Raw genomic sequence first — 23,107 nt, 5'->3', positions numbered from 1 at the left:
AAAAACCAATAACAATGAATTTATTTAACCTGGAAGGAAAAACGGCTTTAGTAACTGGAGGAATCCATGGATTAGGGATGGCTATGGCCGAAGGATTGGCTAGTGCGGGAGCCGAATTAATTATTACAAACAATGTCAAAGAACCGTTGGATGAAGCTATCGAATTATACAAGAAGAAAGGTTTCAAAGCAACCGGATATGTGTTTGATGTAACCGATGAGACAGAGGCCGAAAAACAGGTGGCAGCAATGGAAGCCAATCATGGTAAAATTGATATTTTGGTTAACAATGCCGGGATTATCATGCGTGTTTTGGCTATTGATATGCCGGTAGCTGATTTTAGAAAAGTAATCGATGTGGATTTAGTTGGTCCATTTATCATGTCTAAATTGGTAGCTAAAGGAATGATTGCACGTCAATCAGGAAAAATTATTAATATCTGTTCAATGATGAGCGAATTAGGTCGTGACAATGTGAGCGCTTATGCTTCTGCAAAAGGAGGACTGAAAATGTTGACCAGAAATTTAGCAACCGAATGGGCAAAATACAATATTCAGGTAAATGCTATAGGTCCGGGCTATTTTGCAACTTCACAAACGGCGCCAATTCGAGTGGATGGTCATCCATTTAATGATTTTATTATTAGCAGAACTCCGGCAGGACGCTGGGGAGATCCGGAAGATTTAGCTGGAACAGCTGTTTTCCTGGCTTCTGATGCAAGTAAGTTTGTAAATGGTCAGGTGATTTATGTAGACGGTGGAATTTTAGCTACCATTGGTAAGCCTGCTAATGAGTAATTTTGCTAATTATTCGAATTAATAAAATATGAAATAGTTCTATAAGGACTATGTATTATTTAGTTCAAAAAGATTTAAAGAACACCTGTAAAATTTTTTGCAGGTGTTTTTTATATTTTATTGTTACAGCTTTAATTAATCTAGTGGCTATTTTTAAAAACTGGTAGGTAGTGGTATAGTTTAATGCGCTTTATTTCTATTTTTGCTTTCTCAACCAATAAACGAAAAATAAACCATATTCTATGTCTGCATCTGAAAATAATTTATCCCATTTAGATTCTGTTGTTTCAAGTTTTTATGAGTTAACTAATAAAAACGGAGCAAAATTGAGTGTAATTCCTTTTGGAGCTACAGTAACTGCATTAAAAATTCCAACTAAGAATAATGAATTAGTTGATGTAGTTTTAGGATTTGATACTGTTGAAGGCTATGAAAAATCATTTCAATTAGAAGGTAAACCTTATTTGGGAGCTACTGTAGGGCGTTATGCAGGTAGAATTAGTGAAGGGAAATTTGAACTAAACGGAAAAACGTATCAATTAGCAATTAACAATGGCGTTAATTCTTTACACGGAGGAATTGACAACTTTAGTCAAAAAATCTGGAATGTAGATGCAGTAACAACCGGTGAAAATCCATCAATTACTTTGAGTTATGTTAGTACTGCTAACGAAGAAAATTATCCGGGTGAGCTTTCGGTAAGTCTGACTTATACTTTATCAGAAGAAAACGAATTGATTTTGGAATACAAAGCAACTACTACTGAAGATACTATCATCAATTTAACACATCACAGTTATTTCAATTTGGACGGACATCAATCAGATGTTTCGAATCAGGATTTAGTAGTACACGCTCAAAAAGTGGTAGAAACCAGAGAAGATTGTATTCCAACTGGGAATATTCTGGAAGTAGCTAATACGTTTTTTGATTATCGAACAGCTAAAAAATGTCCTCAAAATATCGATAACACTTTTGTAGTTGAAAACAATGACGAAGTGAAAGCGACGCTGTTTAGTCCAAAAACGAATTTAAAAATGGACGTTTATACCGATCAGCCGGGAGTTCATATTTATGTGGGCGGAAATTGTGGTCCTGATTTAAAAGGAAAAGAAAATGCAAGCTATCATGCTTTAAGCGGAATTTGTTTTGAAACTCAAAATTTCCCTGACGCTCCAAATCATGCTAATTTTCCAAGTTCGGTTTTGAAAAAAGGAGATATTTACACTCAAAAAACTACTTATAAATTTGAAGCTCTGTAATGAGGTTTTATCAAAATAATAGTAACACTATACCAATTTTTAACTAATGAATGATATTTTAATTAACAAAACGGCGGCTTCTTTTAAAGAAATCTTTGGTAATGAGCCAGATAAAATAGTGCTTTCTCCGGGAAGGATTAATATTATTGGAGAACATATTGATTATAACGACGGTTATGTTTTGCCCGCGGCTATCGATAAGATTATTTGCTTTGCTTTTGCAAAAAACAATACCAATACTTCCAGAGTAGTAGCTTTAGACCTGAATGACGAGTTTGAAATTGATGTTACGGCTGAGGTAAGTTTGGATAAAAACGAATGGACGAACTACATCAGAGGAATTATCAATCAATTAAAAATTAACGGATTCCAGTTTGAAGGGGTAAACTGTGTGTTTAGCAGTAATATTCCTGTTGGTTCCGGATTGTCTTCATCGGCGGCTTTAGAATGTGGTTTCTTATTCGGGATGAACGATTTGTTTAATTTGAATATCAAACCTATTGATATTGCTTTGTTAGGTCAAAAATCAGAACATTGGGTGGGAATCAAATGCGGAATTATGGATCAGTTTTCTAGCGTTATGGGACAGGAAGACAAAGTGATCAAGATTGATTGCCGTACTTTAGAATATACGTATCACGATGCCAACTTTGCTGATTATTCGTTGATTTTGTTTGATTCAAATGTGAAACATTCGCTAATGACTTCGGCTTACAACGAAAGAAGACAGCAATGTGAAGAAGGAATTGCTATTGTAAAAGCGAATTTTCCTGAAATAAAAAGTTTTAGAGATTGTACCGAGCAAACCATTATTGACTTGAAAGACAAAATGAGTCATGACGTTTATAGACGTTCTCTTTTTGTGGTAAAAGAAATCAACCGTGTGATTCAGGCTTGTGAGGCTTTGGATAACGGAAAAATTGAATTCTTGGGCGAATTGATGTTTGCTACTCACGATGGTTTGTCTAAAGACTACGAGGTAAGTTGTGAAGAGTTGGATTTATTAGTTGATTTAGCCAAAGAAGAAGCAGCAGTTATCGGTTCCCGATTAATGGGAGGTGGTTTTGGAGGTTGTACCATCAACTTAGTTAAAAAAGGACACGAACAGGAAATTAAAGATAAATTCTCAAAATTATATACCGAAGCTTTCGGAATCGAATTGAAAATTTACGACGTGAAAGTAAGTAACGGAACATCACTATACACTAAATAATGAGCATGAGAAAGTTTGATATTAATGAAGATCCGCACAGAAGGTATAATCCTTTGATTAACGAATGGGTTTTGGTTTCGCCACACCGTTCAAAAAGACCATGGCAGGGACAAAAAGAGGCTGTAAATACTGTTGCTTTACCAGAATATGATCCGGAATGTTATTTGTGTGCCGGAAATGTTCGCGCTAATGGCGAAGTAAATCCGCCTTACGAAAGCAGTTTTGTTTTCGAAAATGACTTTGCTGCTTTAAAACAGGAACCAATTGATTTTGGAGGAAATGAAGAAGGAAGTTTCTTTAAAGCACAGCCGGAAAGAGGAATTTCGAGAGTGGTTTGTTTTTCACCAAGACACGATTTGACGTTGCCTGAAATGGATGTAGACGGTATTGTTAATATTATCCATACATGGCAAAAAGAATACACTGATTTGGGTAACATTGATTACATCAATCACGTGCAGATTTTTGAAAACAAAGGAAGTGTAATGGGGTGTAGTAACCCGCATCCACACGGACAAATCTGGGCTCAGTCTTCGTTGCCAACTCAGGTTCAAAAAACACAGGATAATTTAAAAGCTTATTTTGATAAAAACGGAACTAATTTGTTGCAGGATTATTTAAATGAAGAATTAAAAGTAAAAGAGCGCGTTGTGGTTGAAAACCATCATTTTGCTGCCATTGTTCCTTTCTGGGCAATCTGGCCTTTTGAAACCATGATTATCAGTAAACGTCATATTACTAAAATCACTGATTTTACAGAGGATGAGGTAACTGCTTTTGCTGAGGTTTTGAAAAAACTAACAACAAAGTATGATAATCTTTTCGAAACATCATTCCCTTATTCTTCAGGAATTCACCAGGCACCAACAGACGGTTCAGCCCATCCGGAATGGCAATTTCACATGCACTTTTACCCGCCATTGTTGCGTTCGGCTTCAGTGAAAAAATTTATGGTTGGTTACGAAATGATGGGAGAATCTCAAAGAGATATTACACCGGAGAAAAGTGCCGAAATGTTGCGAAATTTATCTGAGGTACATTACAAACAAAAATAACTAAACTGATATTTAAAAAATAGCTCTACTGGTTTGTATGAAAAACTAAATATTCTAACCATTTAGGCATTTAAGAAAATTAATATTTACAGTGTGCTTAACTTTCTTAATTCACTTAATGGTTTAAAAAAAAGAATGTTTACAATATTTCTGGTAGAACTAAAAAACAAAAAATTATGAAAATACTAGTAACGGGAGGTTTAGGTTTCATAGGTTCGCATACGGTAGTCGAATTGCAAAATGAAGGTTTTGAAGTGGTTGTTATTGACAATTTATCCAATTCATCTGAAGACGTTTTAAAAGGAATTGAGGCGATAACAGGGAAAAAACCACTTTTTGAAAAACTGGATTTAAGAGAAAAATCGGCAGTTCAGGATTTTTTCAAAAAACATGCTGATGTAAATGGAGTAATTCATTTTGCGGCTTCTAAAGCAGTTGGAGAAAGTGTTGGGAATCCTTTGTTGTATTATGAAAACAATATCAATGCCTTAGTGTATATATTGCAGGAATTAGAGAAAAAACAGGAAGCTAATTTTATCTTCAGCTCTTCTTGTACGGTTTATGGTCAGGCCGAGACAATGCCTATTAATGAAGATTCAGCGGTACAACCAGCGATGTCTCCTTATGGAAATACCAAACAAATAGGAGAAGAAATTATTACTGATGTGGCTAAGGTAAGCGGAATCAACGCGATTTTATTGCGTTATTTTAACCCAATTGGAGCGCATCCATCTGTTGAAATTGGAGAATTGCCAATAGGAGTTCCACAAAATTTAGTGCCATTCATCACGCAAACGGGAATTGGCTTGCGTAAAGAATTAATGGTTTATGGGAATGATTATCCAACGCCGGACGGAACTTGTATTCGCGATTATATCCATGTAGTGGATTTGGCAAAAGCGCATGTGGTGGCATTACAACGATTGTTGAACAAAAAGAATCAGGACAAAGTAGAAACTTTTAACCTTGGAACCGGAGTAGGAAGTTCAGTTTTAGAAGTTATCAATGCTTTCGAAAAAGTAAGTGGTCAAAAACTGGCTTACCAAATCGTTGACAGAAGAGAAGGTGATGTGACTTTGGCTTATGCCGATACTACTAAAGCCAATGAAGTTCTTGGGTGGAAAACGCAATCTACTTTAGAACAAGCTATGGAAAGTGCCTGGAAATGGGAACAAAAAATCAGAAGTTAGGCATTCGTTTGGAATGGCTTTGTTAACCAATTAATAATTTTAAATAATAACTATGAGCTCAAGTCTCGAATTTGCAGATTATGCAGTATTTATCGTCTACTTTTTAGCGGTATCAATTTACGGATATATTATCTATCGCAAGCGCGAAAAAAACGAACACGATGCTAAGGCGTATTTCCTGGCAGAAGGAACATTAACCTGGTGGGCTATTGGAGCTTCGCTAATTGCTTCCAACATTTCAGCCGAGCAGTTTATCGGAATGAGTGGGGAAGGTTTCTTTTTAGGAATTGCTGTTGCCGCTTACGAGTGGGTTGCTGCAATTGCTTTAATTATAGTAGGTATTTGGTTTATTCCTGTTTATTTGAAAAACAAGATTTACACCATGCCTCAATTTTTAAAAACCAGATATAACGATACAACGGCTTTGATTATGGCTGTTTTCTGGTTGTTTTTGTATGTTTTTGTAAACTTAACTTCTATTTTATACTTAGGAGCTGTTGCTATTAACGGATTAGCTGGAGGAGATTATCTTCATGTTATCATGTTAGGTTTGGCTATTTTTGCTTTGATTATCTCTTTAGGAGGTATGAAAGTTGTAGCTTATACTGATGTTATTCAGGTGGCTGTATTGATTATTGGAGGTTTAGTAACTTCTTATATTGCTTTAACAACTGTTGGACAATATTTCGGAGTAGGTCAGGATGCAATTGCAGGATTTAAGGTTTTGATGGAAAGAGCTCCGGAACATTTCAAAATGATTATCCCTAGGCCAACTGCTTCTTCTACACAATTAGAAATTGATAAGTATTTGACTTTCCCGGGAGTTTTATCTTATTTAGCAGGTATCTGGATTATCAACCTGAACTATTGGGGATGTAACCAATACATTACGCAAAGAGCTTTGGGGGCCGATTTAACTACGGCTCGTACAGGTTTGTTATTTGCAGGTATGTTGAAATTATTAATGCCGGTAATTGTAATGTTGCCTGGTATTGCGGCTTACGTTTTATATGAAGGAGGACATTTGCCTCAATTAGTAGGAGGGAAAGACGGTGCTTATTCAGCGATGTTGACTTTCTTACCTACAGGATTAAAAGGATTATCAGTTGCGGCTTTGACTGCTGCGATTGTAGCTTCGTTAGCCGGTAAAGTAAACAGTATTTCTACAATTTATACATTAGATGTTCATAAAAAATACATTCAAAAAGAAGCTTCAGACAGAGCTCAGGTAAATATTGGTCGTTATGCAGTTTTTGCTGCAATGGTTCTTGCTGTATTGTTTACATGGAATGACTTATTAGGAATTGGCGGAGTAGGTGGATTTACTTATATTCAAAAATATACAGGATTTATTAGTCCGGGAGTATTTGCGATGTTCTTCTTAGGGATGTTTTGGAAGAGAACTACAGGAACAGCTGCTATCGTAGGAGTATTGGCAGGTTTCTTATTATCTGTTTTATTCAACGAATATGCACCGGCTATGTTTGGAAACGAAACGTTCTTATACACGGCCTATGCTAACGGAAAAGGAGCATTCGAAATTCCGTTCCACGTATGTATGGGATTATCATTCTTGTTTACAATGATTTTGATGGTTGCTGTGAGTTACGCAGGACCAAAAGTGAATCCTAAAGCATTTGAATTAGATACTGAAATGTTTAAAGTTAAACCTCAAACTACAGTATTAATCATCATTACATTATTAATTATCGCTGCTTTGTACGTGAAGTTCTGGTAAGATTAAAATAATAGTTTTAAATTTAAAATGTGAAATCGAAGCAATTTGATTTCACATTTTTTTATTGCTCGCGTGAGCATCTTGCTCGTGACCGCAAAGGATATAAATTCGATACGTTTTTGTTTATACAATATTGATTAGGTAGATAAAAAAATCTTTTTTCTTACATTTGGTTAAAAAGGAAATGAGTATAAAATATTATAGTGAGGAGGATGCTTGCGCGAGTTTGGATAAGACAGTGGGTAAATTTAATAAATCAGGATATATGAAAATTTCAGTAAAGATATTTAGCCATTTTCAAATGCTAAAAAACCTAATTTTAGCATCATTAGTGTGTCTAATTTTGATGGCAATAATATACAATGAGTTAACTTTCAAAATAACGACTTATTTATTCGTTTACTTTTTTGTGATGTATTTTTTACCTGTATTTATTCTCCATATTAATTATTATATAAAAAGCTCACATAGTAGTTTTATAATAGATCAAAATAAGTTAATATATATATCAAATAATAAAGAAAAGATTATAGAAGCTAATCAAATTATTAAAATATCTATTTTTATGAATGGATTAAAAGATAGTGGATTTAGAAATTTTGCTTTTGAAAGTTATTACTATTCTCAGTTAGAATTGATAAATAATGAAAATATTATTATTACTTGTTTACATTCCAATAAAATTGATAAAATTTTAGCTGATAATTTTAAAGAAGTCGAGATAGTAAAAGTCAAAACTTTTTTTCCAATCATAACCTACGATTGTTAGACTATACTTAGCTGCGATACGTGACTTTTATATAATTTGTCTATTAAATAAAGTCTTTTGGAGCTATTCTGTTTAAAGTGAAATCGAAGCAATTTGATTTCACATTTTTTTATTTGAATAAGGTTAAAATCCGATTTGCTATATCTTCTTAACATAGATTAAGATGTTTCCTTTTTTAGAATAGTAAATTTGTTAAACAAAATAAGATACACGAAGCCAAGTACCAATTAGCTTGTTTTTTTGTCTAATAACCATTTAATAATCTAATTATGAAACCGGAATTTGAAAATATACCTCTTATCAAAAATGTAGCAGAGCAGCAGTTTGAAATTACTGTTGAAGGACATAAAGCCTTTATCGTTTACAAAGAACAACCCAATGTGATTTCTTTAATCCATACCGAAGTAGAACCCGAATTGGAAGGGAAAGGCGCGGCTACAGCCGTAATCGAAAAAACGTTGGCTTATATTGAAGACAATAATTACAAACTTATTCCGCTTTGTCCGTTAGTATTTGCTTACATCAAAAGACATCCGGAATGGAAACGTATCGTTGATGATAGTTTTCACGGATTCAAATTCTTATAATTAATCAATTTAACTTTTCACTATTACTATGAGCAGTATAGCACCTATTAGAGACCCCAAAAATGATCATTTGCTAAGTCCTGAAAATGCAGCACTTATTATTATTGACTATCAACCCATTCAGGTATCCTCCATCAAATCGATGGATCAAACCCATTTAGTGGAACAAATTGTACGCTTGGCCAAAACGGCAAAAGTGTATAATATTCCTGTAATTGTATCAACTGTAAATGTCCAAACGGGTAGAAATAAGGATACGATTGCTCCTTTAAAAGAAGTTTTAGCCGATACGGTGTCTTACGACCGCACCAGTATTAATGCCTGGGAAGACAAGGAATTTTATGAAGCTGTAAAGGCGACAGGAAGGAAAAAACTAATCATGGCGGCACTCTGGACGGAAGCCTGTTTAACTTTTCCCGCTCTTGACGCTTTAAAAGAAGGTTTTGAAGTTTATCCTGTAGTGGATGCTGTTGGCGGAACTTCATCGGAAGCGCATACTATTGCATTGCGAAGAATAGAACAAGCTGGTAGCCAACTTATTTCGGTAAATCAACTGCTTTGTGAATTACAGCGTGATTGGAATCGTGAGGAAACTGTTCCGGGATTTTTTGAGGTTTTATTTAAAGATGGAAAAATTATTTAATCATGTCAAATATTGAACAAATAATCGAAGAACGCGCTGCTGATATCGGTAATTTTCTCGTAGGGCGTTTGTTGCCGTTTCGTCAAAAACGCACTGTTGGACCATTTATCTTTCTGGATCACATGGGGCCAACGCATTTATCGAATTATCAGAATCTGGATGTGGGACCGCATCCGCATATTGGACTTTCCACACTGACCTATCTTTTTGAAGGAAGTATCATGCACCGTGACAGCCTTGGGAGCGAGATTGAAATAAAACCCGGAGCCGTAAACTGGATGACTGCCGGAAAAGGCATTGTCCATTCTGAAAGAACCCCTGAATATTTGCGTAGTTCAGAGAAAATGCTTCATGGATTCCAAATTTGGGTGGCATTGCCAAAAGAATTAGAAAAAATGGAACCTTCTTTTGTTCATATTGAAGAGAATGAAATTCCGCATTGGACAGAAAATGGTCTTTCGTTTAAATTGATTGCCGGAGAAGCTTTCGGGAGAAAATCTGGAGTGCCTGCTTACAGTCCGTTATATTTTATTGAAATTAAGAATACAAAGGCTCAGAAAGTCAATATTGGTAAGGACTTATTTGGAGAAAGTGCCTTGTATATTCTCGAAGGAAGTATTAAAAGTGAAGATACTATTTTTGAGCCAAAACAAATTTTGGTTGCCAAAGAAAGTACGCTCTGCGAATTTGAAATGGGAGAAAATACAAGCGTTTATATTTTTGGAGGCGAAGCTTTTCCTGAAGAACGTTTTATTTATTGGAATTTTGTAGCTACTGATAAGGCTATGATTGAAGAAGCCAAAGAGCGATGGACCCAACAGGCTTTTCCTAAGATTGCCGGAGAAACGGAATTTGTTCCTTTGCCTGCACCTCCTAAATTTTAAATTGTTGTTGTAAATTTTAAATTATAAAAAATGTGAAATCGAATTCGTTTGATTTCACATTTTTTATGATTGAAATGGATTATTTAAGGTATTGGTAACACATTATTAAGTTATAATTAAATATCACTAAAAGTGGGTATTGCTTCTGAGGTATAGTGAAAGTAATTTTGCAAAAAAAATAAAAGCAATAAATGAAAAATCTACTAATTATCAGTTTCTTTTGTCTTAGTCTGTTAGGCTGTGCTTCTGATAACTCTATTGATACACCAGCTGAATTAAGCACTTTTAACATCGAGCTTGTACCCTCTACAGTCAATGTAACTATCGAAGAAACTCTTTCAATAACGGTAAATGCAAACGAAAAAATAGAACTTTTAGGTACTTCATTAGACAATCTTGAAGTGAAAAATTTTTCTAATTTGGGTTTTGGAAGTTCAGTAGTGTTGTATTTTAATTTTGATACACCAGGACAAAAAACAATACGGGTTAGAGCGTTGAATAGTAAAAATGGTATATCTGAGAAACAAGTTATAGTTAATGTAACCCGAGGTAATACTATTAAAATTACAGGGATGAAAGTCGTTTCATTTTATAACATCAATCAAACGTGGGATCCTGAATACGGCGCTAATGATCCAAATCGTTTAGCAGATGTTGTATTCGGCTTTAGTAAATTAAAAATTAGTAATCAATTCCAGAATGGATACAATATGCAAAGATGGTTTGTATCGACTGTTAAAGAAAATCAAGGAGACCTTAATTGGGGTTTAACTAATGATGATTTGTATATTAAATCAGATAAGAAGTTAAGAGTAGGTTTGGTCGATAAGGATGGCGATGTAGTTCAGGATTTATTAAATGCTGTTCCTGATTATAAGGAAATATCATTTACTGATTATCTGATTTCTAAACCCAATACTATAACTTATTCTTTCCCTGACATAAATTTGCAATTTATCTTGACTGTCGAATGGCCTATTCAATAATTATATTTCAATAGGTGAAAATAAAATACTTATCCTTTTTTTACACTCTAATAGTGTTTGCTAAAAAAGAAGCAAGTGTCTGGTATTTTGGTGCTTAAGTGCTGATCTTTTAAGCTAAAAATGTGAAAGCGAATTCGTTTGATTTTACATTTTTTTTATCACATAAGTCACAATTCCCCAAATTATCAATTCGTTTTCTTCGGTGACTTTTATCGGAGTATAGTTGCTGTTTTCAGGCATCAGGTAGAGGCAGTCTTTTTCCAGTTTGATGCGTTTTACGGTAAATTCGCCATCGATAAAGCAAATGGCAATTTTGTTGTCCTGTGGTTCAATACTTCTATCTACAATCAGTACATCTTTGTCTTCAATACCGGCATCTATCATCGAATTTCCTTTTACCTTAATATAAAAGGTAGCCAGAGGATTTTCGCTTAGCTCTTTATTCAAATCGATATTGTTTTCCGTGAAATCAGCTGCCGGCGAGGGAAATCCTGCCGAAACACCATCAGGGATAAAAGGAATTCGCAGTTCACTTTCGTAATCCGGTTTGTAAAAGCTGAGTTTTTGGTTTTTCTTTATAGACATTTTATTTCGAGAATCTCTTTAAAATTAGTGGTGTATCTGTCAGATAAATGATTCTGCTTCATATCCCAGGTTTTTTTCAAATTTTGGCTGGCCAGTTTTACTTTGGTATCGCCAATTTTAGTATTGAGACGATCCATGGCTTTCATCAATGCCAGATGCTTTGGGTTTTCTTCTTCGAATAATTGAAATTGTTTCTGGTTTTCGCCAATGAGTTCGCTGACAATTACGCCTGCTTTTTTGAATTTTAAATGGTCGTTTCCCTGATGCAATTGTTTTAATAATTCGACAGCGGTATTGGCAATAGTCAAAGTCGAATTAGTTGCATATGGCAAAGTAATGGCGCTGTTAAAATAGTATTTGGATGTTTTTATCGTATGCTTGTCCACAACGAGCATCACTATTATAGTATGGCAACAGGATTCTTGCTTACGTAATTTTTCGGCACAAACGGCAGCAAAAGTAGTGATGCGTTCCCGAAGTAAATCAAAATCGGAGATTTGTTTAGGGAAACTTCTTGTAATGGCAATGCTGTTTTTTGGGTCGGTGTTAGGTTCTAAATCCAAAACCGATTTTCCTTCTAATTCTGCTTTTAAACGAAGGCCGGTTACACCCATTGTACTTTTTATCCAGGCTTCGTGTTGTGGTTGTATAAAATCGAATGCGGTGTTGATATTTCGCAGTTTTACTTTTTTAGTCATTCGGTAGCCAATACCCCAAACATCTTCAATTTTGGTCCATTTTAAGGCTTTAATGCGTTTTTCCTCGGAGTCGATAACATAAACGCCCTGGGTTCTGTCTTGGAATTTCTTGGCAATCTTATTGGCTACTTTCGATAAGGCTTTGGTTTCTGCAAATCCAATACATATAGGGAGTCCAAGCCATTTTCGAATACGGTTTTTCATTTGAAGGCCGTAATCATGATAACCTTCAATATTTAATCCGTCAAAATTAAGAAAGGCTTCGTCGATGCTGTAAATTTCAACATTGGGCGTAAACTGATTTAGGATTGCCATTACACGGCGGCTTAAATCGCCATAGAGTGCATAATTGGAAGAAAAGAGTTTGATGTTTTTTTCTTTTACCAAATCTTTAATTTGGAATGCAGGTGCACCCATAGGAATTCCGGCTGCTTTGGCTTCTTCGCTTCTGGAAATTACACAGCCATCGTTGTTGGATAAAACCGCAACAGCCTTGTCGTTGAATTCGGGTTGGAAAACACGTTCACAGGAAGCATAGAAATTATTACAGTCGACTAAGGCATACATGATACAAAATTACGTAATAGAGTTGTTGCTTAAAGGTATTTGGAGTTAATTTTCAGAAATAATATGTTCTGTTTTGATTTTTTCGAAAAGGTAATAAAGTTCAGTTTTCAGTGAAAAACTATGCTATTTTAACTTTATTATGTTTAAAATTATCATTTTTTGACTAAAACGTTTTCGTAAAAGGTAATTTAGCATAGAAATATGAAAAACTACTGTAGTTTAATTCTGTGCTAGCATACTATCTTTGAACCAGTTAAAAGAAATGTAAATCTAAAATTTCTAGTTATGAAAAAGATTTTAAAACTTAGTATCGTATTAGTAGTTGTTTTATTAGCTATGAATACACATGCAACTAGTCATAAAACGGCTAAAGCTGAAAGTTTCAGCTCAAAAAAGATGGTAACTTTTGCAATAAAAGATGTGAATAAAGCTGAAGTTTCAATGTATGATTCAAATGATAAATTATTGCATATTGAGAACCTTTATACTTTAAATTTGAATCCGTTGAAATCTTCAGAAAAAATTGTGAAGACTTATGATTTAAATCCTTTGGCTGACGGGGTATATTACCTGGTTGCTGATTCAAAAACAAAAGTGGAGAAATATGAAATACTTGTAGTTAATGGAACTGCAACAATTATGTCAGCTCCTTCTTTAGTAGTGCATAAAACGGTTGCTGTTAAATAATTTAGATTGGTTAGTAATTAAGAAGACTCCTTTTTGGGAGTCTTTTTTTTTGGTTAAAATTTAGGAGTTAAGACATTAAAAATGAAGTTATTTATTACATATTCTAATAATTCGAAAAAAAATATATCTTTAGAGTTTGGGTATAGTTTGTGAAAAAGCCTTTAAAGACTAACGTAGTATTTAGAAAATGAAAGGCGAGAATAATAAATCGCGATGATTTAAATTGTTTTTGCAAGCTATTATTCAAGTTTAGCAACTTTTATTAAAAAATAGATACTCAATAAATGTTAAAAAGAATACTGTTTCTACCGTTGTTAGTTGCAATTATTTGTAATGCACAAAGCAAAAAAACAAAATCCTATGAATTAGCTTCTCCCGAAGGAAAAAATAAAATTCAATTTCAGTTAGTTGACAATGCACCAAAATATGCTGTTTCTCATGGAAAAACTGAAGTGATTTCTCCATCTGATATGGGGTTTGTCTTAAAAAATAATGAAGATTTAAGTAGCGGTTTTGAAATCAAGAAAGTAGAAAATTCAACTTTTGATGAGACCTGGGAACAGATTTGGGGAGAGAAAAAGCAAATTAGAAATCGCTACAACCAAATGGTGATTGAATTGCAGCAAAGAAGTGGCAATAAACGAAAGTTAGAGATTCAGTTTCGCGCTTATGACGATGGAATTGCATTTAGATATGTTTATCCAAAACAAGAAACAAAAGACAGTATTTTCATCATGGATGAAAAAACCACCTTTAATTTGAAAGAAGATGGAAAAGCCTGGTGGATTCCGGCAAACAGAGAAAATCGTGATGAATATCTCTTTAAAGATGCTCCGGTAAGTACGCTGGATACTGTTTTAACTCCATTGACAATTGAAAGCAAAAGCGGGCTGGCATTGAGTTTTCATGAGGCAAATTTGGTCGATTTTGCCAGTATGACTTTGGTTAATACTACAGGGACTCAGCTTAAATCGGATTTGGTACCCTGGGCAGATGGTGTAAAAGTAAGAGTCAAAGATAGTTTTACGTCTTCTTGGCGAACTTTACAAATTGCCGAAAAACCTACTGATTTAATTACTTCTTATTTGATTTTGAATCTGAACGAACCGAATAAATTAGCCAATCCAACTTATTTTAAACCTTATAAATATTTTGGAATTTGGTGGGGAATGCATATCGGGAAATTTACATTTTGGGAGAGTAAAAAGCAAGGTGCTACTACAGAACACGCTAAACAATATATTGATTTTACTGCCAAAGAAGGCTTCCATCATTTGCTAATTGAGGGTTGGAATAAAGGTTGGACACCTAAATGGTATGAAAACCACATGCACATGTTTAGTTTTACTAAATCGGCGGATAATTTTGATTTAGAGAAGGTGGTAGAATACGGTAAAGAAAAAGGAGTTGAACTTATAGGTTACCATGAAACGGGTTCGAACCTAATTAACTATTTAAAAGAAATTGATGAAGGTTTTGCTTTGTATAAAAAACTGGGAATTCATACCGTTAAAATTGGTCATGTAGGTTCAAAATTGAATATGAAAGAATGGCATTTCGGGCAATTTGGAGTGAATTATTTCAGATATGTTCTGGAAAAAGCAGCTCAGTATGATTTGGCAGTATTGTATCATGAATCTATAAAGGATACAGGAGAACGAAGAACTTTTCCAAATATGATTTCAAGGGAAGCGGCAAGAGGACAAGAGTACAATGCCTGGAGTGAAGGGAATCCTCCCAATCATTTGACTATTATTCCTTTTACCAGATTGCTTTCCGGACCAATGGATTTTACACCGGGAATTTTTGACGTTGAGGTAAAACAAGGTTATGCCGGTAGAAGAGTTCACGGTACAGCAGCGCAACAATTGGCATTATATATAACTATTTATTCGCCTATTCAAATGATGGCTGACCTTCCTGAAAATTATGAGGGGAAACCAGCTTTACAATTCTTAAAAGACGTGCCAACAGATTGGGAAGATACTAAAGTTATCAATGGGGAAATTGGGCAATACATTACCACTGTTCGTAAAGACCGAAATAGTGCCGATTGGTATTTAGGAAGTATTACTAATGAAAAAGCCAGAGATTTAGCTATTCCATTGACATTTTTAGATTCGAATGCCACTTATGAAGCTCAAATTTATGCTGATGCCGAAGGTACTGATGAAACTCACAATCCATCTGCGATAATGATTTCCAGGAAAATGGTAAAAGCAACGGATATACTAAGGTTGCATCTTGGCGGTGCGGGTGGAACAGCCGTTCGATTTAAAAAAATATAAGAGTTATTGAAAGCAAATTAGTTCTAAAAATCAACTATCAAGAAAACCAACCATGAAAAATAAAATAATCAGATTATCTGTTTTTTCAATCTTACTGTTTACGGGACTCAATGCGAATTCCCAAACGGTTAGTAATATGCGATTATTAAATGCAAGACCTATAGAAAAACCTTTAGGCTCTGAATTTGATACAAATATTGAGGAATTAATTTCAAAAATGACCCTTGAGGAAAAAATAGGAATGCTGCATGGTAATAGTATGTTTGCTAATGGCGGCGTACCACGTTTGGGAATTCCGGAGTTAAAAATGGCAGATGGACCATTGGGCGTTCGGGAAGAAATTTCACGAGATAGTTGGAAGCCAGCAGGATTAGATAATGATTTTGCAACCTATTATCCTGCTAGTGGTGCATTAGCTGCGACCTGGAATACTCGAATGGCTTCTCTTTTCGGGAATAGTGTTGGACAGGAATTACGAGCCCGAGATAAAGATATGCTGCTTTCGCCTGCAATTAATATTGTTCGAACACCACTTGGAGGAAGAACTTATGAATACATGACTGAAGATCCTTTCTTGAACAAAAAAATGGCGGTTCCCTTAGTAGTTAGTTTACAGGATAATGATGTTATGGCCTGTGTGAAACATTTTGCGGCTAATAATCAGGAAACAAACCGTGATTTTGTTGATGTACAAATAGATGAACGGACACTACGCGAAATTTATTTACCAACTTTTGAAGCAACAATTAAAGAGGGAAATGTCTATAGTGTGATGGGGGCTTATAATAAATTTAGAGGAGAATATTTATGTGAGAATGATTATATGCTCAATACAATCTTACGTGATGAATGGGGGTTTAAAGGAGTTGTGGTTTCGGATTGGGCTGCAGTGCATTCAACGGTGAAATCATTGCAAAATGGTTTGGACATTGAAATGGGAAGTAAAAAACCTTTTAACGAATATTTCTTAGCTGATAAATTGATTGCTGCGGTAAAGGCTGGTGAGGTTTCTGAAAAAGAAATAGACAAGCATGTAAAACGAATTTTGCATGTTTTGTTTCAGGTAAAAGCTATGGATGGTAAAGACCGTGTTAAAGGAAGTCTCGCTACCGAAAGCCATTATCAGGATGCTTATGAAATTGCATCGGAAGCGGTAGTGTTGTTGAAAAATAATAATAATGCATTGCCTCTAAAATTAGATGGTATAAAATCAATTGCTGTTATTGGAAATAATGCAACTAAGAAAAACGCTTTAGGCGGGTTTGGAGCCGGTGTAAAAACTAAAAGAGAAATTACGCCTTTAGAAGGTTTGAAAAACAGATTACCAGCATCCATCAAAATCAATTATGCAGAAGGTTATTTAGAGCGATACGAAAAGAAAAACAAAGGGAATTTAGGGAATATAACTTCAAAAGGACCTGTAACTATTGATCAGCTTGATGATGCTAAATTGCAGGAAGCTTTAGAAGCTGTAAAGAATTCTGGTGCGGCAATTATTTTTGCGGGTTCTAACCGTGATTATGAAACAGAAGCTTCTGATCGTAAAGATTTGAAACTCCCTTTTGGTCAGGAAGAATTAATTAAAAAAGTATTGGCAATAAATCCCAAGACTATTGTTGTTATGATTGCAGGTGCTCCTTTTGAAATGGAAGAAATCAGTAAAAAAACAAATGCTTTGGTTTGGAGTTGGTTTAATGGTTCTGAAGGTGGAAATGCTTTGGCTGATGTTTTATTAGGGAAGGTTAATCCATCAGGAAAACTTCCTTGGACAATGCCTAAAAAATTGATGGATTCTCCGGCTCATGCTACAAATAGTTTTCCGGGAGACAAAACCGTTAATTATGCTGAAGGAATTTTAGTGGGCTACCGCTGGTTTGATACAAAAAAGATTAGCCCGATGTATCCTTTTGGTTATGGATTGTCGTATACTAATTTTACTTTTGGAAAAGCTTTTTCTGATAAAGAAATCTATAACAATGATGAAGTAATTACCATAGCTGTTGATTTGAAAAATACAGGAAAAGTAGATGGGAAAGAAGTGGTGCAATTGTACTCTTCAAAAACAGATTCTAAAATTGATCGTGCTGCGCAGGAATTAAAAGGATTCACTAAAATTTTAGTAAAAGCGGGAGCAACTCAAAAAGTAATTATAAAAGTTCCTGTTAAAGAATTAGCTTATTATGATGTTGCTAATAAAAAATGGACTGTTGAGCCAGGAAAATATAAATTGAAATTAGGAAATTCTTCCAGAGATATTAAAAAAGAAATTGATGTAATTATAAAGTAAGATGTATATTGAATGAAAAAGTGCTGTATTTCAAATGATTTACAACACTTTTTTATTTACTCTAAAAACGATTTTAATTCATGTCGGTAGTCTGAAGCGTTTTTTCCGGTAAATTCTTTAAATGTTTTATTGAAATGACTGAAGTTGTTAAAGCCGCTTTCAAAAGCAATTTCGGTGATACTGATGGGTTTTTCGGCTAATAATTTACAGGCGTGAACTAATCGGTAATCGTTAACGAATTTAGTAAAGGTTTTATGGGTTATTTTTTTGAAATAACGGCAAAAAGAAGGTACGGTCATACTTACTTTTCCGGCAATATCATCTAAACGGATAGGTTCTTTAAAATTATCTTTTACATAGTTAAAGATTAAGTTGATTCTTTCATTGTCCTGAACATGCATTTCCATCCTAAAACCTTCAGCATTTAAAACTGTAGCGTCTTCTGTGGCTAATTCAAGTTCGTTTAAGATTTCTATAATGCTAAGTAACCTTTCAAATGGTGACTGCTCTTCCATTTTTCCAATTTTCTTTCCAATTTTTCTTTTTGTTTTCCCTCCAAAAGTAATTCCTGATTTGGCTTGATTAAATAAGTTTTTAATGTTTCGCATTTCAGGAATGTCAAAAAAGTTTTCTCCCAGAAATTCCGGTTTCATTTGGATAACAATTTCGTTTTTATTTCCTGTTAATTCATCTGTAAAACCACAATGAGGTAAATTACTGCCTATTAAAGTCAGGTCGCCATTATTGTAATAGGAAATATGACTGCCTACCTGGCGTTTTCCAGCTCCTCCATTTACAAATATCAATTCGATTTCCGGATGGTAATGCCAAAAATGCGAGTTGTAATTAATGTCGTATTTGGTTAAAGTGAATGAACTTCCAAAGGAAGGTTCTATTATTTTAAGTGTTGGTATGTTAGATTTCATTTTATTTTGAATTTGCTTAGGCTATACTAAGTTAACTAAAAAATATGTAATATTAACCATATTTAGCGATAACGTTTTAGTAGAAGGTAAAATAACATATCAATTGGAAAAACTACTGTCTTTTTCGAACAATAGCTTGCCATACCTTTACATCGTTAAATGATTATGAATCTAAAAACATAGTACTATGAAAAAGATTTTTAAAATTAGTTTAGTGGTAGGAATAGTTTTGTTGGCTATGAATGTCTATGCGGTTGCAGTTAATTTTTCATTACATAATAAATTTCGACAAGAAAAAATGATTTCATTTGGTTTAGAAGATAAAGACCAAGTTAAAGTAAGTATTTATGATGCTGATGAAAAGTTGATTCATACCGAGAATGTGATGGCAGACGGTAAATTAGTGAGGAGTTATGATTTAAATAACTTTAGAGAAGGAGTTTACTATTTGGTAGAAGAATCTAAAACAAAGGTTGAGAAGTATGAAATTTTGGTTTTGGACGATTCGGCGACTATAATGTCTGTTCCATTTTCAGAAGAAGTGAAAAAAGCATTGTAGAATTTTAATAAAAAAAATGAAAAATAAATTTTTGGCACGAATTATGATACTGTAATTATGGTTAGAATTTGCTATTTGTTAGTAATTAATTAGTTTGTGTAGTTAAAAAAGAAAGTCCCTGTGGTTAGGGACTTTTTTGTTTTTATATTGTTCCCATTATTTTATCCATAACCCAGCTGGTGTGTGTGGCGGTTTTACCATTGGAAGGATGTATTCCATTGCCTAATAATTGTTCTTTCATGTTTTCAACATGATGCAATTGAACGTTCTCAGGATGTTCAATCATTAGCGGAACAATTCCGTTTTCATTTGAAAGAATAACAGGAGTTTCATCGAAAATTGAAAATTCAATAGTCCCCTGGCTTCCATAAATGATAACTTTGTCTTCTCTGGTGGCACAGCCAAAATTCCAACTTCCTGTTCCTGTAATGCCGTTTTCATGTAGCCAACAGGCAACTAAAGCGTCTTTTGCTGAATATAGGTTTTGTTGGTTCAAACCAATTCCTGAAACTTCTTTAATTTCGCCAAGTAAAAAGTTGAATAAATCCAATCCATGACTGGCTAAATCATCAAAATAACCTCCTTTGGCAACATTAGCATCGGTGCGCCAGTTGTATAATCCAGATAAATCCTGAGCAGAGGCAGGTTTGCTTAAATGCCAGTTAATATGTCGGATTTGCCCAATGCTATTGGCGTCTAACCATTTTTTAATTTGCTTAAATCTGGGTAGCGAACGACGGTAATATGCAGTGAAAAGGGGAATGTTTTTTGCTTCAAATGCTTTATAAATAGCTTTGCTTTCCTCATAGCTTGGAGCCAAAGGTTTTTCTATACAACAAATTTTTCCAGCTTCGGCTACTTTTAAACCGTATAGTTTATGCGAATCAGGTGGAGTGGCAATATAAACTGCATCTACTTCCGGATCATTGATTAGTGCATCTGCATCGGAATAATGTTTTTGAATCCCGTGTCTTTTTGCATAATCTGCTGCTTTTTCAGCATCTCTGCGCATTACGGCAACAATCTCAAAACCTTCTGTTTTTTGGTAGGCAGGGCCACTTTTCTTTTCGGTTACATCTCCGCAACCGATGATTCCCCATCTGATATTTTTTATTGGTTTACTATCACTCATTTTTATTTATTTAATTACAACCATCAATACCGCAAGCGTCGGTATTTTCAGAATTCAAGATAGTAATTTTTGATTGGAAATTTCCTTCTTCCCAGACTTTTTCGAGTGTTTTCACAAAGGTTTCCACATGTTGTGCTCCTGATACAGCATATTTATTATCGAAGACAAAAAAGGGTACTCCCTGAATTCCGATTTTTTGTGCCATTTGTATGTCTTCTGCAACTTCTCTAGAGTAAGAATTGGAGTTTAAAACTTGATCAATTTCATAGTTATTAAGACCAACCTGGATTCCTAATTGTTTTAGCGTTTCTATGTCATTTATATCTTTACCATCCGTCAAATAAGCTTTAAACAATAATTCTTTTAATTCAGAACCTAAATGATGTTGTTTTGCTAAATGCAGCAAACGATGAGCATTAAATGAATTGGCCATAATAGCTTTTTCAAAATGAAATTCTAATCCCGAATTAGCAGCATTTTGAGTCATGTTTTCTAACATTTCGATAGCCCAATCTTTATCTTTTTGGTATTTTTCTGCGAGATGATCGACTAAATTATCATCCTTACTGGCTACAAAATAAGGGTCTAATTGAAAACTTTTCCATTCGATTTCAATAGTATCCTGATGACCAAATAGTGTAATTGCATTTTCTAATCTTCTTTTTCCAATATAACAAAACGGACACATAATGTCTGACCAGATTTGTATTTTAAGTTTATTTTCCATTTTTTAGTAACAACAGAGTTTATTTGTATATACAAATTTAGTTAAAAGATTTTGGAAGTGTTTGATTTTTATGTTTTTATTAGGAAAGGAATATTCTTTAAAAAGAAAAAACCATCAAAACTAATCTTGATGGTTTATATATAGTTTGTGATATTTTTACAACAAATCCAAAACAACAGAAGGGAAGAAACCTAATGCAATATTTAAGATTATCGAAATGACTGCTACTGCATAATAGATTTTTGAAGTTGGAATTGCAGCTTCATTTGGTTCTTTAGTGTACATGGCTAAAATTAGTTTGAAATAATAGCCTACACTTATGATTGAATTGATAACAGCAACAATAACCAAAGCGATGAACCCAGCCTGAATTGTTTGTGTGAATAAGAACAACTTAGCGAAGAAACCTCCGAAAATTGGAATTCCTGCCATTGATAATAATGAAGCTGTTAAAACAGCAGCCATCAACGGATTGTTTTTTCCTAAACCATGAAAATTAGTAACATCTTCATTCTCTCTTGTTTTACAAACATATAAAATAACAGTAAATGCTGCGATACCAGCTAATGCATAGGCTGATGTATAGTACAATAAAGTTCCTGAGGATTTTTCAGAACTTAGTAAAGTCATTAACATAAAACCTGCATGAGATATTCCTGAAAAAGCAAGCATACGTTTCACATTTATTTGACGTAACGCCATTATGTTTCCAACAGTCATAGAAGCAATAGATACAATAACTATTACTAATTGAAAAGCAGGAGAAATATCAGCATTCATAGTTTTTACTAATTTATATAATGTAGCAATGGCTACTACTTTAGCCAATGTACTCATCAAAGCAGTAGTTAGAGCCGGTGAACCTTCGTAAACGTCCGGAGCCCAAAAATGGAAAGGTACTGCTGCAATTTTGAAAAGCATTCCAATAAAAATTAATACAATTCCAATAGGGAACCAAATAGGTAATTCGGCAGAGTGTGATAATTCGCTAATTTCAGTAATGTCAAAACTTCCCATAGCTCCATAAATCAAACAGATACCAAAAAGAATAATACCAGAAGCGAAAGATCCCATTAAGAAATATTTTAAACCAGCCTCGTTGCTTTTGACACTTAAGCGATTGCTGGATGCCAATACATAAAGCGCAATTGATAGTACTTCAATTCCTAAAAAGAACATAGCCAGGTTTCCAAAAGATACCATTGCCACAGCTCCGGCTAATAAGAAGATTTTTATGGCAATAAAATCAGAAAATTTAGAGGGACGGTTTTCATAGAATTTTTGACCTAAGCTTACTAAAAATATAGTAAGAATGATAAATAACGCAGAAAAGGCCGATGAATATTTCCCCACCACAATCATATTGTTGTAGTAAGCGATAGGAGTATCGTTAATTTCTGAAATATCTAATCCCAGAATAGCGAGTAATCCAATTATCACTATTGGAACGATTGCTTTTCTGGCATCAAAAATTTCAAACAAAAGGCATAAAACACCTAATCCTATAATAGCTATTAATGTATTCAT

The 23,107-nt window shown here is 34.3% G+C and carries 21 protein-coding genes; 15 read left to right on the top strand and 6 right to left on the bottom strand.

Annotated features, from left to right (window positions below):
- Positions 1–14: 14 nt before the first annotated feature.
- From BLR17_RS01565 to BLR17_RS01515, 11 genes are all read left to right on the top strand, one after another.
- A complete protein-coding gene (locus tag BLR17_RS01565; RefSeq protein WP_066328309.1) occupies positions 15–797 on the top strand; it encodes a gluconate 5-dehydrogenase in 783 nt (260 codons plus the stop codon).
- Positions 798–1,039: 242 nt separating this feature from the next.
- Positions 1,040–2,059 carry an aldose epimerase family protein gene (locus BLR17_RS01560; RefSeq protein ID WP_066328310.1) on the top strand — a complete coding sequence of 340 codons (1,020 nt, stop codon included), beginning with the start codon at positions 1,040–1,042 and terminating at the stop codon, positions 2,057–2,059.
- A 46-nt stretch (positions 2,060–2,105) separates the two neighbouring features.
- Entirely contained in the window at positions 2,106–3,272 is a 1,167-nt protein-coding gene (gene galK / locus BLR17_RS01555) for a galactokinase (RefSeq protein WP_066328311.1), read from the top strand.
- Between the two features lie 5 nt (positions 3,273–3,277).
- Positions 3,278–4,327 carry a UDP-glucose--hexose-1-phosphate uridylyltransferase gene (locus BLR17_RS01550; protein ID WP_066328520.1) on the top strand — a complete coding sequence of 350 codons (1,050 nt, stop codon included), beginning with the start codon at positions 3,278–3,280 and terminating at the stop codon, positions 4,325–4,327.
- 176 nt (positions 4,328–4,503) lie between these two features.
- Positions 4,504–5,517, top strand: coding sequence for a UDP-glucose 4-epimerase GalE (gene galE / locus BLR17_RS01545; protein ID WP_066328312.1), 1,014 nt, complete (start codon positions 4,504–4,506; stop codon positions 5,515–5,517).
- A 52-nt stretch (positions 5,518–5,569) separates the two neighbouring features.
- Entirely contained in the window at positions 5,570–7,255 is a 1,686-nt protein-coding gene (locus BLR17_RS01540; RefSeq protein WP_066328313.1) for a sodium/sugar symporter, read from the top strand.
- Positions 7,256–7,439: 184 nt separating this feature from the next.
- Entirely contained in the window at positions 7,440–8,024 is a 585-nt protein-coding gene (locus BLR17_RS01535; RefSeq protein WP_066328314.1) for a PH domain-containing protein, read from the top strand.
- Between the two features lie 269 nt (positions 8,025–8,293).
- Complete coding sequence (locus BLR17_RS01530; RefSeq protein ID WP_066328315.1) at positions 8,294–8,611, top strand: GNAT family N-acetyltransferase; 318 nt, start codon at positions 8,294–8,296, stop codon at positions 8,609–8,611.
- A gap of 28 nt (positions 8,612–8,639) precedes the next feature.
- Positions 8,640–9,254 (top strand): hydrolase, encoded by a 615-nt coding sequence (locus BLR17_RS01525; RefSeq protein WP_066328316.1) that lies wholly within the window; start codon positions 8,640–8,642, stop codon positions 9,252–9,254.
- A gap of 2 nt (positions 9,255–9,256) precedes the next feature.
- Positions 9,257–10,138 carry a pirin family protein gene (locus BLR17_RS01520; protein ID WP_066328317.1) on the top strand — a complete coding sequence of 294 codons (882 nt, stop codon included), beginning with the start codon at positions 9,257–9,259 and terminating at the stop codon, positions 10,136–10,138.
- Between the two features lie 191 nt (positions 10,139–10,329).
- Positions 10,330–11,124, top strand: a complete 795-nt coding sequence (locus BLR17_RS01515) for a hypothetical protein (RefSeq protein WP_066328318.1) — start codon at positions 10,330–10,332, stop codon at positions 11,122–11,124.
- A 144-nt stretch (positions 11,125–11,268) separates the two neighbouring features.
- On the opposite strand, the gene BLR17_RS01510 is transcribed toward BLR17_RS01515, so the two are convergent.
- A complete protein-coding gene (locus BLR17_RS01510; RefSeq protein WP_066328319.1) occupies positions 11,269–11,709 on the bottom strand; it encodes a LexA family protein in 441 nt (146 codons plus the stop codon).
- Entirely contained in the window at positions 11,700–12,974 is a 1,275-nt protein-coding gene (locus BLR17_RS01505) for a Y-family DNA polymerase (RefSeq protein WP_066328320.1), read from the bottom strand. Before BLR17_RS01505 ends, BLR17_RS01510 begins: the two co-directional genes overlap by 10 nt.
- A 285-nt stretch (positions 12,975–13,259) precedes the next feature.
- On the opposite strand from BLR17_RS01505, the gene BLR17_RS01500 reads away from it, so the two are divergent.
- The 3 genes from BLR17_RS01500 (at position 13,260) to BLR17_RS01490 (ending at position 18,236) form a co-directional block, all read left to right on the top strand.
- On the top strand, positions 13,260–13,661 hold the full coding sequence (locus tag BLR17_RS01500) for a hypothetical protein (protein WP_066328321.1): 402 nt from the start codon (positions 13,260–13,262) through the stop codon (positions 13,659–13,661).
- A gap of 284 nt (positions 13,662–13,945) precedes the next feature.
- Positions 13,946–15,949: a glycoside hydrolase family 97 protein gene (locus BLR17_RS01495; RefSeq protein WP_066328322.1), complete on the top strand. Its 2,004-nt coding sequence runs from the start codon at positions 13,946–13,948 to the stop codon at positions 15,947–15,949.
- Between the two features lie 52 nt (positions 15,950–16,001).
- Positions 16,002–18,236: a glycoside hydrolase family 3 C-terminal domain-containing protein gene (locus BLR17_RS01490; RefSeq protein ID WP_066328323.1), complete on the top strand. Its 2,235-nt coding sequence runs from the start codon at positions 16,002–16,004 to the stop codon at positions 18,234–18,236.
- Between the two features lie 56 nt (positions 18,237–18,292).
- Here BLR17_RS01490 and BLR17_RS01485 read toward each other — a convergent pair whose 3' ends face one another.
- Positions 18,293–19,162, bottom strand: coding sequence for an AraC family transcriptional regulator (locus tag BLR17_RS01485; protein ID WP_066328324.1), 870 nt, complete (start codon positions 19,160–19,162; stop codon positions 18,293–18,295).
- Between the two features lie 214 nt (positions 19,163–19,376).
- Here BLR17_RS01485 and BLR17_RS01480 point away from each other — a divergent pair, with 214 nt between their 5' ends.
- The gene (locus BLR17_RS01480) at positions 19,377–19,721 is read left to right on the top strand and encodes a hypothetical protein (RefSeq protein WP_139068366.1); all 345 of its coding nucleotides are present in this window, start codon (positions 19,377–19,379) and stop codon (positions 19,719–19,721) included.
- A 142-nt stretch (positions 19,722–19,863) separates the two neighbouring features.
- On the opposite strand, the gene BLR17_RS01475 is transcribed toward BLR17_RS01480, so the two are convergent.
- From BLR17_RS01475 to BLR17_RS01465, 3 genes are all read right to left on the bottom strand, one after another.
- Positions 19,864–20,853, bottom strand: coding sequence for a Gfo/Idh/MocA family protein (locus BLR17_RS01475; RefSeq protein ID WP_066328326.1), 990 nt, complete (start codon positions 20,851–20,853; stop codon positions 19,864–19,866).
- Between the two features lie 10 nt (positions 20,854–20,863).
- Positions 20,864–21,580 (bottom strand): DsbA family oxidoreductase, encoded by a 717-nt coding sequence (locus BLR17_RS01470; RefSeq protein WP_066328327.1) that lies wholly within the window; start codon positions 21,578–21,580, stop codon positions 20,864–20,866.
- A 156-nt stretch (positions 21,581–21,736) separates the two neighbouring features.
- Positions 21,737–23,107 (bottom strand): NADH-quinone oxidoreductase subunit N, encoded by a 1,371-nt coding sequence (locus BLR17_RS01465; RefSeq protein WP_066328328.1) that lies wholly within the window; start codon positions 23,105–23,107, stop codon positions 21,737–21,739.

The organism is Flavobacterium glycines (assembly GCF_900100165.1).
GTDB classification, from domain to species: domain Bacteria; phylum Bacteroidota; class Bacteroidia; order Flavobacteriales; family Flavobacteriaceae; genus Flavobacterium; species Flavobacterium glycines.
The sequence above is the reverse complement of the archived record's forward strand: the minus strand, read 5'-3'. Positions and strand labels throughout refer to the sequence as shown.

Excerpts from the sequence above, each read along its gene's own strand:
- galE (WP_066328312.1), top strand. The coding sequence starts at position 4,504 with ATGAAAATACTAGTAACGGGAGGTTTAGGTTTCATAGGTTCGCATACG.
- BLR17_RS01560 (WP_066328310.1), top strand. The coding sequence starts at position 1,040 with ATGTCTGCATCTGAAAATAATTTATCCCATTTAGATTCTGTTGTTTCA.
- BLR17_RS01530 (WP_066328315.1), top strand. The coding sequence starts at position 8,294 with ATGAAACCGGAATTTGAAAATATACCTCTTATCAAAAATGTAGCAGAG.
- BLR17_RS01520 (WP_066328317.1), top strand. The coding sequence starts at position 9,257 with ATGTCAAATATTGAACAAATAATCGAAGAACGCGCTGCTGATATCGGT.
- BLR17_RS01565 (WP_066328309.1), top strand. The coding sequence starts at position 15 with ATGAATTTATTTAACCTGGAAGGAAAAACGGCTTTAGTAACTGGAGGA.
- BLR17_RS01535 (WP_066328314.1), top strand. The coding sequence starts at position 7,440 with ATGAGTATAAAATATTATAGTGAGGAGGATGCTTGCGCGAGTTTGGAT.
- BLR17_RS01475 (WP_066328326.1), bottom strand. The coding sequence starts at position 20,853 with ATGAGTGATAGTAAACCAATAAAAAATATCAGATGGGGAATCATCGGT.
- BLR17_RS01515 (WP_066328318.1), top strand. The coding sequence starts at position 10,330 with ATGAAAAATCTACTAATTATCAGTTTCTTTTGTCTTAGTCTGTTAGGC.
- BLR17_RS01540 (WP_066328313.1), top strand. The coding sequence starts at position 5,570 with ATGAGCTCAAGTCTCGAATTTGCAGATTATGCAGTATTTATCGTCTAC.
- BLR17_RS01505 (WP_066328320.1), bottom strand. The coding sequence starts at position 12,974 with ATGTATGCCTTAGTCGACTGTAATAATTTCTATGCTTCCTGTGAACGT.
- BLR17_RS01490 (WP_066328323.1), top strand. The coding sequence starts at position 16,002 with ATGAAAAATAAAATAATCAGATTATCTGTTTTTTCAATCTTACTGTTT.
- BLR17_RS01495 (WP_066328322.1), top strand. The coding sequence starts at position 13,946 with ATGTTAAAAAGAATACTGTTTCTACCGTTGTTAGTTGCAATTATTTGT.
- BLR17_RS01510 (WP_066328319.1), bottom strand. The coding sequence starts at position 11,709 with ATGTCTATAAAGAAAAACCAAAAACTCAGCTTTTACAAACCGGATTAC.
- BLR17_RS01470 (WP_066328327.1), bottom strand. The coding sequence starts at position 21,580 with ATGGAAAATAAACTTAAAATACAAATCTGGTCAGACATTATGTGTCCG.
- BLR17_RS01465 (WP_066328328.1), bottom strand. The coding sequence starts at position 23,107 with ATGAATACATTAATAGCTATTATAGGATTAGGTGTTTTATGCCTTTTG.
- BLR17_RS01500 (WP_066328321.1), top strand. The coding sequence starts at position 13,260 with ATGAAAAAGATTTTAAAACTTAGTATCGTATTAGTAGTTGTTTTATTA.
- BLR17_RS01550 (WP_066328520.1), top strand. The coding sequence starts at position 3,278 with ATGAGAAAGTTTGATATTAATGAAGATCCGCACAGAAGGTATAATCCT.
- BLR17_RS01525 (WP_066328316.1), top strand. The coding sequence starts at position 8,640 with ATGAGCAGTATAGCACCTATTAGAGACCCCAAAAATGATCATTTGCTA.
- galK (WP_066328311.1), top strand. The coding sequence starts at position 2,106 with ATGAATGATATTTTAATTAACAAAACGGCGGCTTCTTTTAAAGAAATC.
- BLR17_RS01485 (WP_066328324.1), bottom strand. The coding sequence starts at position 19,162 with ATGAAATCTAACATACCAACACTTAAAATAATAGAACCTTCCTTTGGA.